Here is a 13,941-nt window from a genome sequence, read left to right on the forward strand (position 1 = left end):
CTCTCAGGCAATTTAAGGTACACTAAAAATTTAAAGTAATTTTTTAAACTCAATTGGAGAGTTCATAAATGCTAAACAAAAAATTTATATGTATAGCACTTATTACCTTTATTCTTTCAGTATCTGCAGTATGCGACTGGGAAGATCGCAAAGGAGCCCCACCTGTAGTTTATCTATCTCAGATTATGGAAAACCCAGAAAGCTGGTTGGACGTTCCAGTGAGAATACCACTTCGTTTTTCAAGCATACGCGATATATATACTGCATACTTTACAGCTTTTGATCGTGATAGACACCTCAATTTTTCAGCGTGGGATATCCATACTCATGTTTGGCAAAAAAAAGGTTTTCTAAACGACTATCCATTTTTTTATGTAGAAAAAGATGCGAAAGAATTTAAAGCATTTTTACGCCTAAAAAAGTTTGATACAATCGCTGTTATGGGAAAGGTTGTTTCTATCTTTCGCGGTAAACCGTATTTCAAAATTGTTTGGGTATGTAAACAATCAGGGAATCTTAATGTACATAACTTAACTTTACTAAATCGCGCATCTGCTGCTTACGAAAATCGTATGTTTGATGATGCTGTTTCTCATTACGATCAAGTAGCTAAAACAAATCCTCCTACTGACATACAGGCAATGACTCACAAAGTAAGAGCAAACATTTTTCTATACCATAAAAAAAATTACCAAGCGGCGATGAGTGAATTGACTCAAGGATTAGAATTAGCGAAAAGCGATCCACAACTTGTTGAAATGTATTCTCAATGCGATTATTACCTAAAACATGGTGGTGCAGAACCCCAACCAATGGTTGTAAATGCAGAACAAGAAAACTATTTCAAAGAACAAAGTAATAAACTCTCAGGTACAGAAGTTGTTCAACCGTACTCAGGAGGAAGTTACACCACAGTAAATACAAACAAAAATAAACAAGACAGTAACAATTCAAGTCAATACACAGAGCCAGTCAAAAATCAACAATCTCAAGGTGAAGAATTTTCTGAAAACGATGAAGAATCTTATACAAACAACGATGACTTTTCATACGAAGAAGAATTCACAAGTGATGATGATAATGATGAAGAATTCACAAGTGATGATGATAATGATGAAGAATTCACAAGTGATGACAATGATGAAGAATTCGTAAGTGAAGATGACGAGTTTACTGAAGAGTTTACCGAAGATGATGGTGATGTAGAAGATCGCGAATAGTTTACTTATTATATCTCTCATCCCGCTTTTGTGCGGGATTTTAAATAAATACAGACTTAGTTTACAAATCTACTACTTCAATAACAGGCGCTATACAATACCTTCAACCTAGCTATAGCTAGGTTTGTCGTTATTGCGGTAACACATTTGCAGAATAAGACTGCGTTGTTTTGTTAGTAACTTTATTTGATGGGACGCACACAGGCATTCAAAATGCCTAGTCGCAATCTTTTCTATTTATTACTTTTATGTAACTATTAACATAATGCTCATGAGCTTAATATGGATTTTTCTGGTACTTTTTTTACAGCGTCTTATCAATCTCACATATTTATTAAAGTAGAAGGGTGGGCTATTCAAAACAACTCTTTGTTTTTTAAAGATTTTGTGGATAAAATGGTCGCCACTGGTTTTAAAGATTTTATTGTTGATTTAGAAAATTGTCGAGGTATGGACAGTACCTTTATGGGCACTTTACTTTATATCATAAATCAAGTAAAAGTAAGCTCAAACTCTCCTATTACCTTGGTAAATACAAAGGAAGTGCACCGCGAATTATTGCAAAATCTTGGTATTATTCACATATTAGATATCCGAATGCAAAATATTGCGCTTCCCAATAACAAAATGCAAAAAATATCTTTAGACACATCGTTTTGTGCAAAAAGGCACATTGAATTGGTAAAAAAGGCTCACGAATGTTTAGTTGAGCTAAACGATAAAAACAAAGAAGAATTTCGTGATTTCCTTGAAATTCTCAATCAGGAATTAGAGTAATGAGAAAAATACACATTTTATTAGCTTTTTGTATCGTTTTCTGTAGTTGTTTAAATAGAGACAATTTAGCACCGTACCAAACAAACATAACTAAAAACAGAACTGGTACTTCAATGCTAACAACAGAAAAAAGTAACATTATAAAAACAACAAAAAGCCTAAAAGAAATGTCAACAGACATAGAGGAAACATACAACAATGTACACACTGCCTACACAACTTGCCTAGAAGAATTAAGAATTTGTTGCGAGCAAGATAACATAAAAAGACCAAAATACCAAGACGCACTAACTAATCTAGAAAGTAAATACCAAGAATTTTTCGCTCATGCAAAAGATAACAAAAAGAGCGCAGAATTATCTGAAGATATATATCCTTTAGAAGTAGCAATGAAACGCATATTCAACAAATATCGTCGTGGTAACCAACAAACAAAAACAACAACATTAGCTTCTATTGATAACTACAAGTTACCAGCGTTTGATAAGCTCTAATGATTTCAAAATGTTTGCGTTTACTATATAATATATTGTTTTGTATAGTCTTGCCTTTTTTGATTTTGTTTGCTCTCTTTGCACTATCATGGCGCATCATTTGCAATATAAACAGCAAAGAATATAGTATAAGAAAAGACATTCTATCAACAAGTAAACAATTACGCGATCGATTAGCTCTTTACCATCCACTGCAAGAACAAAAAGAGGTTATTTGGTACCATGGATCTTCTCTCGGAGAAGTTTTATCATTAATCCCTTTAATGAAAGAGTTCAAAAAGCAGTACGATCATATCCAAGTACTAACAGTGAGTACTGTTCGCGGTGAAGCAATAGCTTTACAAAAAAAAGCGGCCGATTATTTGTTTTTCTTTCCTTATGACTCCTTCTTTGCAACAAAAAAAGCTTTGGATAAAATTTCGCCGAAGTTTGTTGTTATTTTAGAAACAGAGATCTGGCCTGATTTCTTTTGGCAAGCTGCAAAAAGCCATAAACCTATTGTCATTGTTTCTGGACGAATATCTGAAAAGTCATTTCCAAAATATTACTTTGCGCGTTTCTTTTTTCGTCGTGTTTTACAAAAAAACCATTGTTTAATGCGTAGCCCAGATGATGCAGAGCGCATAAAGTTAATAGGAGCTAATCCTCAAAAAATAAAAACTTTTGGGGATATAAAATATGACGGGTTACAAACAGAACTCAACGAATCAGATAAAAAAATATTGCATAGTTTCCCACAAAATAAACGTATTATAGTTGCAGGAAGTACACACTCTGGCGAAGAAAAAATTATTTGCTCTGTTTTTTGTGAGCTACAAACTCGTTTTAAAGACATATGTTTAATTGTTGTTCCTCGCCACTTAGAGAGACTTGACGAAGTTAAAAAAGTAGTAGCAAGTCATGATCTAGATTTTTGTCTGCGATCGCAACTTCCTCAGCAAAAGAGCGTAATAATTGGAGATACATATGGCGAACTACGTAAAATGTACGGAGTTGCAGACATTGTCTTTGTTGGTGGAAGTTTGGTACCTGTAGGAGGCCATAATGTAATGGAAGCTGTGTGTTTCTCGAAACCTGTCATTAGTGGAAAATACGTTTCCAACTTCCGACGCCATGTACAAAATCTCAAAAGTTGCAATGCTATATCTATAGTAGAAAATGAAGCTCAACTACACGACACAATTTTTTCTCTTTTACAAAACCCAAAGTTAGGGAAAGAGATGGGTAAAAGAGGACAAAGTATTGTTTTAGAAAATCGCGGAGCAATAAAACAGTGTATTGATTTTTTACTTCCGCTTACTAAAAACTAGGTGAAATAGCTCAATGGATGAATTTTTACTAGCAACAGAAATTGTTTCGCGTTTACAAAAAAAATTTACCGCTTACCTTTGTGGTGGATGTGTACGCGACCAATTACTTAGCCGTACGCCAAACGATTACGATATTGTTACCAGTGCCCAACCTAATGAAATAAAAGAAATATTCCATGTTGCTATTGAAGTGGGGATGAAATTTGGTATTGTATGTATAAAATATAAGGGAAAAATTTTTGAAATAGCTACTTTTCGCAAAGATGGTAATTATGTTGATGGAAGAAGACCAGAAAGTATAGAATTTTCAGACGAAAAAGAAGATGCTAAACGTAGAGATTTTACAATTAATGGGTTATTTTTTGACCCTACTAGTAAAAAAATAATTGACTATGTTGGCGGAGAATACGATATCCGCAATAAAGTTATCCGTACAATTGGAAAACCACAAAATCGTTTTGAAGAAGATCACCTACGTTTACTAAGAGCCATTCGCTTTGCAACTCAGTTAGATTTTACGCTGGATAAAGAAACTTGGGCAGCGGTAGTTGCTATGGCTGATTCTATAAAAACAGTAGCAAAAGAAAGAATTCGCGAAGAATTCTTTAAAATGTTAATGGGAAAAAATCCTCAACAAGCTTTAATTCTAATGAAAAAAAGCAGCATTTTATATATACTTTTTCCAAAACTCTTTTGTAATGATGAAACATTTGATAAAACAGTAAAAATACTAAACCAACTTCGCCCTTTTACTGAAGAAGCATTAGCTTTATCCGCATTTTTGTCTTTCTCTTACATAGAAAATAAAAAACAGACTATCTATATTTGTGAAACTCTAAAACTCGCAAATAAAACTCAAAAGAGAGTACTGCAGACTTTAGCAAGCAGTGAAGACTGTGCTTCGCTACTTGATTTGAATATCGCATCACTAAAGCGATTTCTAAGACAATCGAATATCTCTGATATTCTCAAAATACACTATGCAAATTGTTGTATAAACAATTTGAGTAAAGAAAACTACAATTTTGCTCAACAAAGTTTACAAAAGTATAGTGATGACTTGTTTCCAACTAAAGTAATAAATGGCAATGACTTGAAAGAAATGGGGGTGCCTCCCGGACCGTTGTATAAAAAAATATTATATGATGTAGAAGATCAACAACTTTTAGGCAATATACATAGTTATAAACAAGCTACTTATTATGTTCGCGATAAATGGTTACAAAGGGAAAGGATTGAGATTGAAAAATTCGAAAAAGAAAAGTTCTGAGTTGGTAAGGCTTTTATGTTGGTCTTGCGGTAAACGAGTAAAAGTTCCTGTTAAATTTGCTGGCAAAACCGGTACTTGTCCTAAATGCAAAGCAAAAATTCAAATTCCTTCTCTCAAAACAATTAAATCCACAATTAAAGAACTAGAATCACAGCAAAAAAAACAAAGCAAAAATACATTAGAAAATATCGATTTTCCAAGCTTACCATCTTTAAAAACAATTGTTTTGGAAGACACTGACCCACAGTCTCCAGGTGGAGGAAATAAAGGCTCTTTTTCTGTCAAATCACCAAGTCCGGAAGGTACAGCAGAAATGCTTATGAATTCAGGCTCTACAGAAATGTCAGACTTTGACATCTCAGGAGATATTGGCGATGATTTTGATAACGATGATATTGAAGCTCCTGCTTTCGAAGATTTGGGCAAAGTAGCAGTACCACCGACACGTAATATTAAACCCGATGATCAATTTATTACAAGCGCCGACGAACAATTTTATAATGAATTGGCAAGCAATTCTGGTGTCGAAAAAACAGAAACTTGGGCAGAATCGCAAGATTTAAAGACTGTAGACTCTAATTCAGATATATTTCATACGCCAAGTAGTTATGATGATTTATCTGATGATGCGTTAGCTGTTACAGGTAAAGAGGAGTACAAAGAGTCTAGCTTCTCAGCAGAACCACTTGACAATGACTTTATTTTCGGCGAAGGTAATGACGATCCTCTTTCTCCTATTGCTGAAGATGATTTCGCAGAAGCTATTCCAGGGCCAGAGAATGACCAAGACATAGCTTTTGATGTTGAGCCTTTAGAAGCAGGTGTTGAGGCGGAAGACTTTGTTCCTGCGGAAGACTTTGCTCCTGCAGAAGAGTTTGCTCCTGCAGAAGAGTTTGCTCCTGCAGAAGAGTTTGTGCCCGCAGAAGAGTTTGTGCCCGCGCAAGAGTTTGAGCCTGCACAAGAGTTTGAGCCTGCACAAGAAGCATTTGTTCCTGATGCCGTACCTCAAGAAGCTATTGCCCAAGCAGTACCAGAAGAAGTTGTTGCTGAAGAATTTCCTGCTGACGATTTCGATAATGACAATGACGATTTCGATTTTGATGTTGAAAGCGTAACCGATGTTGAGGTAGAGGAAATAGAAGATGATATAGACGAAATATCCTCGGTAGAAGATGCCATTGAAGAAGGTGCACTTGGCGAAGATATTGAAATCGAAGGTTCTGAAATCATACCTGCCGACATTACAAACGGAGCTGCAGATGCGGTTTTTGTGAGTGATGCAGAGAAAAGTGAAATAGAAGTATCTGATGAAGAGTTTTCACTTAGTCACAATCAAATTCTCGAAGAAGAAAATTTTGTAGGTAGTGCACAAGATATCCACTCAGGATGGCAAAGTTTTCAAGAAAAGCAGTGGGATAAAGCACTTTTCTTCTTTTCAAAAGCAATCATTGAAAAGAGTGATGCCGCCACTGGCTATTATGCTAGAGGTTTAATATATGCTTGCGAAAAAAACTGGATAAAAGCATTACAAGATATAAAACAAGCAAAAAAACTAGGTTACCACAAAGCTGACGCTGAAAACCGCTATAACCAAATAGTATTCCACCAAGCTAAGAAGAACTGGGAAGAATGTGCTTTTACTCAAGCACTTAAAACTCTAAATTTAATCGAAACTAAATCATCTCAAATGCTTAAAGGCAAAGTTTATTGGAAACGTGCACAATTTATGATGGCCCAGGGAGCAACGAAACAAGTACTTGCTGATTTAGATGAAGCCATTTTTCATAACTATGTAAAACCTGAGTTATTCGTAATGCGTGGGCGTATTCATTTCTCTAAAGGAGACTATGAATCTGCCATATATGATTTTACTGCAGCAATCAATCGAGGCAAAAAAAATGATCTTTTACTTCGCGCGCGTAGTGAATCATATTATTTTTTAAAAAAATACGACGACGCTTTACAAGACATATCAGAAGCAATTACTTTGGAACCCGAAAATGCTTCTTTGCACAATCTTAAAGGTTTATTACTCACTCAAAAAGAAGATTTTCCTGCTTCAGAACTAGCCTTTGATAAGGCTACAGAATTAGATCCAAATAACTGTAATCACTATTTTAATCGTGGCCTAGCCTATATTATTCAGAAAAGATACGACAGGGCGATAGATGATTTCACAAAAGTAATACAGTTTTCTGAAGACAAGGTAGCTTACTTTAAACGCGCAATATGTTACCAAGAAAAACCAAATCCTAATTTAATACAAGCTCGTGAGGACTTTAAGACCGCTGATAATATGAGTGCCGATTCTACATATCGCACAGACCTATTTCGAGAGTAGATCCATATGAACAATAATCGTTTTATGGAAAATATAAAAGCTTACGCTTTTATATTTCCTTTTCTTTTAGTATTTTTGATGTTTTTAGGTTACCCGATATTCTACTCTTTATGGCTAAGTGTTCACGAAGTACCTGCTTACAGTGATTGGTACAATGTAATAAATGATATGGATTATGTGGGAGGAAAACACTATTTAGGTCTACTACAAGACAAAGAATTTGCCTGGACTTTGATACTTACGTTTTATTATGGTGTCCTCACAATTCCCACAACAATAGCACTCTCTTTATTTTTGGCTATCTTACTACAAAAAAGTTTTTTTGGCCGTACGTTTTTTCGTAGTGCTTACTTTTTACCTAATGTTTTGGATTTGTTGGTAATAGGTGTGATTTGGATTTTACTTTATCGTCCAGAAACAGGTATTCTAAATATACTTTTCCATGCTATTGGTTTACTACCTGAGAAGTTCGAGTTTTTAACAAATCCGTACAGTTGCCTACCGTCTATCGCTGTAGCAATGGTTTTTAAAGGCGCAGGTTTTGGGATGATATTGTTTCTTACCGCAATAAACAACATCCCTAAATCTACTTATGAAGCTGCGCAAATTGATGGTGCAAATGAATGGCACAAACTGTGGTACATCACTTTACCTTTAGTAAGGCCTATCGTTCTTTTTATGACCATCACAGGAACAATAGCTTGTCTTACGGCCTTTACAGAAGTTTACGCCATGACCACAAATTCAGGAGGACCACCTGTAACTTTTTTTGGCGAAACCTTTAAAGCAGCAAATCTTTCAGGGTATTATTTATATAGAGGCTTTATCGATGGATTTTACGGAAAAGCAGCTGCTGTGTCTTTCGTTCTTCTTACTATTGCTCTAGTTATTTCTTTTGCCAATATGAAAATATTAAAAAAGCAAGATTAGGATCTATTCATATTTTCCATAAACTAGGTACTTTTAAGGACTAACGGCTTTTAAGCACATAACAATATTATGTACTTTCAAAGTGCCTTGCTATTCTTTCTCGAATTCTACAAAAATTAAATAGAGACTCGTCCTAAAATGATGAAAATTATAAAAAAAATAGCTATGTACTTCATTCTTTTGACAGGTTCAATATTAGTGTTATTACCTTTTTTTTGGATGGTTTTAACTGCTTTCAAACAACCAGATCAAACATTGAAATATAATTTTGTACCTAACCAAGATTTTGTAGGTACATGGAAAAAAATACCTAAAGAAAACAGTAAGCGTTTTACACTACAGTTTGATCCTCATTTATATAAAAATTTACCTGAGATAAATAGAGTAAAAGTTATTGGAGACTTTAATAACTGGAGCGAAGAAAAAGATACTCTTATTTGTGATCGCAATCTGTGGATTATTTATCTTGATGGACTTGAGCAACAAAAAAAATATTACTATCAATTTGTGATCAACGGTTCAATACGTGTCGTAGATTACGCTAATAAAAATCGTGATAACGATAAATCATTTTTTATTACTAATAAATCAACATCAAATACACAATTAGAAGACGCTAGTTTTGTTGAAAACAACAAGCTATTTATTAAATTACTGTGCGATAAGCAAAAATCTCCTGTTGTTGAATTAGGTAATAATAACCAAATTTCTTTAATAGAAAAAGCAGGTTACTTTACAGCAGAAATACCCTTAACAGAGTCTCATGGTAAATATCGCATCATTGAGCAAAAAGAATGGCAAGAAGCTGTTGATGATTTATACACGCTGAGTAATTTTTTTAAAGTACTATACAATAAAGACTTTCCTTTCGCCCTCTTCTTTTTAAATTCACTTATTGTATCTACCTTAACAGCATTTATTACCGTAATCATTTGTACGATGGCAGGCTACGCTTTTTCTAAAAAAGACTTTTGGCTAAAAGACCAAATATTTCTTCTGCTGTTGAGTTCAATGATGGTTCCAGGTATGATATTCATGATACCTCAGTTTTTGCTGGTAAATGATTTAGGATGGATTAACACCTACCAAGGAATGATTGTGCCACATTTAGCAAATGTATTTGGATTATTTTTATTAAAGCAATATATTGACACTATTCCCAATTCTCTTTTTCAAGCCGCAAAACTCGATGGTGCAAACGAATGGCAGACCTTTAGAATTATCATAGTTCCTTTATGCACTCCCATCATGGCAACCTTATTTTTAATGACTTTTGTAGGCCAGTGGTCAAACTTTTTGTGGCAACTTATTGTAAATACTCCTGATTCAGTCTACCGCACTCTTCCTGTTGGTCTGGCTTTATTTCGCGGTCAATATGCTTCTGATTGGGGACTTATGATGGCAGGTGCATGTTTCTCCATAATACCTATAGCAATGTTGTTTCTGTTTACGCAACGATATTTTGTAGCTGGAATGACAAGTGGGGCAGTAAAATGATAAAAAAATTATCGATGATTTTTATATTGTTTTTCTTGTGTGCTTGCGATAAGACCACACAAGAGGAAAACGACAGCGTTGAGTTAACAGTTTGGGAATGTTATAAATATGAAGAACACGAACTTTTTTTAGATTTTGTTTCGCGTTTTTGTAAAAAATATAAACAAAAAAACGGAAAAAACTTAAAAATACATGTCAAGCGCGTTCCTTTTGATGATTTTGTAACGAACATTAAATTAATGGCTTTACGAGGTAAAACCCCTGACTTAGGCTGCTTTGACAGTTTAAAGGTATTGGAATTTGCCTATCATAAAATTTTAGTTCCTCTAAATAAGTTACCTAATTTTGAAGAAAAAAGTATAGCACAAAAGCGTGAGAGCTATATTAGTGGTGCTTACAATACCAATGTTATACGTGTGCGTGGTGAAGAAAATCTTTATGGACTACCTCTACAAATCACTTGCCTAGGATTATTTTGGAATCGTAAACTTTTTCGCGAAAAGCGCGAAGAACTCACAGCAGCTGGTTTAGACTACCAAGCGCCTCCGCGAGATTGGGACAACTTTGTGCGCTACGCCAAAATACTTACTGACTCCACCAAAAATCAATATGGCTTCGCAATGAAAAACTCAATGTGGTTTACTATTCCGTTTTTTGCAGCATACAATACAAAATACCTACGATGGGATCAAGAACAACAAAATTGTATTCTTGGTGATGAAAAATCAACCGCCGCTCTGCAACTCAAAGCAGATTTATATGCCAAATACAAAATTGCTGCTGCAACTTGGGCTGGACAAGATGATCCTGATATAGGTTTTCAAAATGAACAGTACGCTATGATTTTTATGGGACCATGGAATGTCAGTAAATATCGTAATAGTGGCCTAGATTTTGGTATTAGTCTAATGCCTCGCTTATCTCGGCAACAAGCTATTGCAGCAAAAATTATTAAAGAAAATACTTCGCAGCAAAAATATTTAGAAACGGTAACTCCTGCGACAAATATTGGTGGCCAGAACATTGCAATGTTTAAAACGTGTAAAAATAAAGAAATCGCTTACGAGTTTATGAATTTTATAACCTCTACTGACGTCCAGCTCGAATGGTGCCAAAAATTGAATCAACTTTCTATCAACAAAAAAACGGCACAGATTTTACGAAATAACACCAATACTGACTACGACATACGGATTTTTATGGAACAAGCACTATATTCAAATGCGCCACCTAAATTACCGCGCTATGGTTATCTTGAAGCCGACATTTTAAATCCAGAGATGGAACTTGTTTTTAAGGGAGCTAAATCAGCAAAACAAGCCCTACAAGATGCTGCAAAGAAAATCAACGAAAGAATTATAAAGCCATTCCAAAATCCTAAAGATAAAGACTAGATATTCATTATTTTAGCCTCTTACCAGTAGAAAGTTTTTAATGAACAAAAAAACATACATAATTCTCGATTTTGAAGCAACATGCTCTAATGATGGCAAGGTTCCGCGTAACGAAATGGAAATCATTGAATTTGGTGTAGTTGCAGTTGACTATAAATCTTTAGAAGCAATAGATGAATTTCAAAGATTCGTACAGCCTGTACGCCATAATTTACTCACCAATTTTTGTCAAGAATTAACGACAATACAACAAAAAGATGTAGACAATGCCGATGGATTCTCAAGAGTACTTGCCGAATTCAAAGAGTGGTTAGCGCAATTTTCATCTCCTATTTTTTGTTCATGGGGAGGTTATGATAAAAAACAATTACTCCATGATTGCGCTTATCACAAAGTAGAGTATCCTTTTGACAAAGAACATATTAATTTAAAAAATGTATTTTCTAAAAACCAAAAAATAAAAAAACGATTCGGCATGAAAAAAGCCCTAGAAAAAGCCAACATAACTCTCGAAGGTACTCATCATCGCGGTATCGATGATGCACGCAATATGGTAAAATTAATGCCATATATTGTAGGAGATGTCAAACTTGATTGAAACAATTACCATGTATCGTCCCATCGGTAAAAAAGAATGGCAATTAGTGCAAGACAGTGACTGCACAAAGTGGCCACCACGGTTGCCTGAACAACCGATATTCTATCCTGTTACCAATGAAAAATACGCACGAGAAATTACATGTAAATGGAATATTCCTGACGACGGTGTTGGTTATGTCTGTCGTTTTGCTGTAACCAAAAGTTTTGCTGAGCGTTATAAAATTGAACAAGTTGGAGCAGATTACCACACAGAGTGGTGGATTCCCGCAGAAGATGTTGACAATTTAAACGAAAATATCGTTGGTAAAATTGAGTTAGTCGGAGAATATCATTAAAGGTAAATTTATCTATCGCCTATATTTGTAGTAAATAAGGATGCGCATGAAAATGAAAATACTAGTGGTTGTATTTGTGTGGATTTACACATCTATATGCGCTGAAAATTGGTATGGATACTACTATAAAAATCAGCAAATAGGTTATGCTAAAAGTAGTTACAAATACGATGCTACAAATAATGTATATCATCGCAAAAGAATCAAAAAAATGTTGTTGCCAAATTGGCAGCAAACAGAAGAAATTTCAGCAGTACTCAATAAAAATTATACAGTAAGATCTCTGTATCTTTCAACAAAACAACAAAACGAAAAAAAACTAGACCAACATTTTATCATTATTAATGTTGGTGAACAAATTACGATACAAACAGCAACAAAAGTTTATACATACCCCAAGAAAAGATTTTATTTACACTTAGAAGATTTTATCAAGTTCTTAGTAAAACGTTCACCTAAAGTGGGTACTTACTACCAAACAGCACTTCTCTCTTCTGATCACTTGCGTCTTATAAAAGCAACAGCAAGGTATAAAGGAATTACCACCATTTATAATGGTACAAAAGTACATGAATTCGAAGTAACTAGCGATGAACTACAAAAAAATTGGTCTATCGCTCGGCTTTCACTTCGCGGCGCTTTACTCAGTTATCGCATTGCAAATTTATCCGTAATGCGTACTACAGAAAATAGCGCATTAGGTTTGTTTCGTAAAGGCAAACGCATTCTAGCACCTTATATCCAAGACGTAAATAAAATTGACTTTATGAAGATTTTATATAAATATACTGATGAGACAGGTAAAGATCAAACTCAGCAGCAATCTGTTAGCAAAATTTCTTTGCCTCAGAAATTAAAATTTTCGCAAATAAAAAAACAGTTTTCTTACACAGAAAATACCGAGCTATACCCTCTAAATCATAACTACATCAAGCAATATGCAGTTACTGCGCGCTATGGCGCAGATGAACCAGTTAGCATAGTTAGGAATATTGCACGATGGACTCACTACCACTTGAATAGTTCTACAAGTGAGTATGGCAATATACTACGTCAAATATGGAAGATGCGTAAAGATGCAGCGGCATTTTCGGTAGCAACTCTATGTCGTAGAAATAATATTCCTGCAAGAGTAGTTAGTGGATGGGTGTATCATTCCGGCTTTTTCGAGTTTAAAAGTTGGTGTGAGGTATATTTGCAAAATTGGTTTCCGATATACAATGGAAAAATAAATACCGGAGCTCGTTTTTTTCCTGGCAACAAAAAAAATAACACGTCATTACATATCATAAATTTAACAAAAAATACAAAAAAAATTACCTTAAGTGATGCAAAAAGCTATTTATACTACAATCAAAATACGATTGAAGATCATTTACTTGGGATAAAAGCTGTGAGGCCAAATGACTGGGTTTTGCTACCCAAGAATACATTTACAAATATTTTAGTACTGCGCTCTTTAAAAGGAAAAGGGCCAGCTATTTTAATAAAAGTACTGCATTCTTCTAAAAAGCTAGAAGATATTTTACAGAGTCTGCCGTCAAAGCTTGTGAATGATCGCCTGCAAATTTTATGGACAAAAAAGAGAAAATTTCAAAATATCCACGGATTAGAAGGAGCTTTACAGTCAAAAGAATTTATCTACCGAGCTTTTATTGGTCAGAGGCAGGATAAATTTATACTAGTACTTCTTTTTGTCCCTAAAACTGAATTTTCAAATATAGAAAAAGAATTTTTTGCATTTATATCCTCCTTGAAATTTACGGAGTAAAA

12 protein-coding genes are annotated in these 13,941 nt (G+C 34.6%); all 12 read left to right on the forward strand.

Annotation, left to right across the window (positions count from 1 at the left end):
• Window positions 1-68: 68 nt before the first annotated feature.
• Window positions 69-1,220 carry a hypothetical protein gene (locus tag UABHE_RS11260; protein ID WP_372370379.1) on the forward strand — a complete coding sequence of 384 codons (1,152 nt, stop codon included), beginning with the start codon at window positions 69-71 and terminating at the stop codon, window positions 1,218-1,220.
• Window positions 1,221-1,502: 282 nt separating this feature from the next.
• Window positions 1,503-1,997 carry an STAS domain-containing protein gene (locus UABHE_RS11265; protein ID WP_372370380.1) on the forward strand — a complete coding sequence of 165 codons (495 nt, stop codon included), beginning with the start codon at window positions 1,503-1,505 and terminating at the stop codon, window positions 1,995-1,997.
• Window positions 1,997-2,491, forward strand: a complete 495-nt coding sequence (locus UABHE_RS11270; protein WP_372370381.1) for a hypothetical protein — start codon at window positions 1,997-1,999, stop codon at window positions 2,489-2,491. The genes UABHE_RS11265 and UABHE_RS11270 overlap by 1 nt, the downstream gene beginning before the upstream one ends.
• Window positions 2,491-3,801, forward strand: a complete 1,311-nt coding sequence (locus tag UABHE_RS11275; RefSeq protein WP_372370382.1) for a 3-deoxy-D-manno-octulosonic acid transferase — start codon at window positions 2,491-2,493, stop codon at window positions 3,799-3,801. The genes UABHE_RS11270 and UABHE_RS11275 overlap by 1 nt, the downstream gene beginning before the upstream one ends.
• Before the next feature lie 13 nt (window positions 3,802-3,814).
• Complete coding sequence (locus tag UABHE_RS11280; RefSeq protein ID WP_372370383.1) at window positions 3,815-5,071, forward strand: CCA tRNA nucleotidyltransferase; 1,257 nt, start codon at window positions 3,815-3,817, stop codon at window positions 5,069-5,071.
• Window positions 5,043-7,412: a tetratricopeptide repeat protein gene (locus UABHE_RS11285; RefSeq protein ID WP_372370384.1), complete on the forward strand. Its 2,370-nt coding sequence runs from the start codon at window positions 5,043-5,045 to the stop codon at window positions 7,410-7,412. The genes UABHE_RS11280 and UABHE_RS11285 overlap by 29 nt, the downstream gene beginning before the upstream one ends.
• A gap of 6 nt (window positions 7,413-7,418) precedes the next feature.
• Entirely contained in the window at window positions 7,419-8,342 is a 924-nt protein-coding gene (locus tag UABHE_RS11290) for a carbohydrate ABC transporter permease (RefSeq protein WP_372370385.1), read from the forward strand.
• 138 nt (window positions 8,343-8,480) lie between these two features.
• On the forward strand, window positions 8,481-9,839 hold the full coding sequence (locus UABHE_RS11295; protein ID WP_372370386.1) for an ABC transporter permease subunit: 1,359 nt from the start codon (window positions 8,481-8,483) through the stop codon (window positions 9,837-9,839).
• Window positions 9,836-11,233, forward strand: coding sequence for an extracellular solute-binding protein (locus tag UABHE_RS11300; protein WP_372370387.1), 1,398 nt, complete (start codon window positions 9,836-9,838; stop codon window positions 11,231-11,233). The genes UABHE_RS11295 and UABHE_RS11300 overlap by 4 nt, the downstream gene beginning before the upstream one ends.
• A 40-nt stretch (window positions 11,234-11,273) precedes the next feature.
• Window positions 11,274-11,831, forward strand: coding sequence for an exonuclease domain-containing protein (locus tag UABHE_RS11305; RefSeq protein ID WP_372370388.1), 558 nt, complete (start codon window positions 11,274-11,276; stop codon window positions 11,829-11,831).
• Window positions 11,815-12,168 carry a hypothetical protein gene (locus UABHE_RS11310; protein ID WP_372370389.1) on the forward strand — a complete coding sequence of 118 codons (354 nt, stop codon included), beginning with the start codon at window positions 11,815-11,817 and terminating at the stop codon, window positions 12,166-12,168. Before UABHE_RS11305 ends, UABHE_RS11310 begins: the two co-directional genes overlap by 17 nt.
• Window positions 12,169-12,214: 46 nt before the next feature.
• Window positions 12,215-13,939, forward strand: a complete 1,725-nt coding sequence (locus tag UABHE_RS11315) for a transglutaminase family protein (protein WP_372370390.1) — start codon at window positions 12,215-12,217, stop codon at window positions 13,937-13,939.
• Window positions 13,940-13,941: the final 2 nt, after the last annotated feature.

The organism is Candidatus Uabimicrobium helgolandensis, assembly GCF_041508025.1.
Classification (GTDB): domain Bacteria; phylum Planctomycetota; class Uabimicrobiia; order Uabimicrobiales; family Uabimicrobiaceae; genus Uabimicrobium; species Uabimicrobium helgolandensis.